General features: G+C 35.5%; 1 protein-coding gene. It reads left to right on the top strand.

Annotated elements, in window-relative coordinates; translation table 11 throughout:
* Window positions 1-377 precede the first annotated feature (377 nt).
* On the top strand, window positions 378-967 hold a 590-nt coding region (locus B0A80_RS20600; protein WP_089078507.1), incomplete at its 3' end, for an enoyl-CoA hydratase-related protein.

Genomic DNA, 967 nt, shown 5'->3' with positions numbered 1-967 from the left:
ACTATCTCCTTTTCGAAGTTTCAACAAATGAATAAATCATTTGCTCATTGATCCACGGCGTATGAATAAAAACCGTAAAATAATGAGCGACAAAATTTTTAAATTTTCTCAAAAAAATCATTTTTTAGGTTAATAAATCAGTGAAAGAAAATCAATCTTCTAGTCAATGAAATAAAATGTATCTCATTGATTTCTAGGTGGTAAAATTAAATATTATTTTTTAAAACTACTGTTAAAATTATTATTATTTGTAAGATTATACCAATTGTTAACATTACAACAGATTTTAGTTGCGACTAAAAACAAATAGCGGTAGGTAAAAATATAAAAATGCTTTATTTTTACACTATCAATTATTAAAAACAAAACAAACAGAAATGGATTGGATTACAGCCAGAGAATTTGAAGATATAACGTATAAAAAATGTAACGGAGTTGCGAGAATTGCTTTTAACAGACCAAACGTTAGAAATGCATTCCGTCCAAAAACAACTTCAGAATTGTACCAGGCTTTTTACGATGCGCAGGAAGATACTTCGATAGGAGTGGTTTTACTGTCTGCAGAAGGACCCTCTACAAAAGACGGAGTTTATTCTTTTTGCAGTGGAGGCGATCAAAACGCACGTGGGCATCAGGGTTACGTGGGGGATGACGGACAACATCGCTTAAACATTCTTGAAGTACAGCGTTTAATCCGTTTCATGCCAAAAGTGGTTATTGCGGTTGTTCCGGGTTGGGCAGTTGGCGGTGGACACAGTCTGCATGTTGTTTGTGATATGACTTTGGCGAGTAAAGAGCATGCCATATTCAAACAAACAGATGCCGACGTAACCAGCTTTGACGGTGGTTACGGATCCGCTTATCTGGCTAAAATGGTCGGGCAGAAAAAAGCGCGTGAAATTTTCTTTTTAGGTAGAAATTATTCTGCTCAGGAAGCTATGGATATGGGTATGGTGAATGCTGTAAT

Origin of the sequence: Flavobacterium tructae (genome assembly GCF_002217475.1) — a bacterium.
Lineage (GTDB): Bacteria > Bacteroidota > Bacteroidia > Flavobacteriales > Flavobacteriaceae > Flavobacterium > Flavobacterium tructae.
The sequence above is the reverse complement of the archived record's forward strand: the minus strand, read 5'-3'. Positions and strand labels throughout refer to the sequence as shown.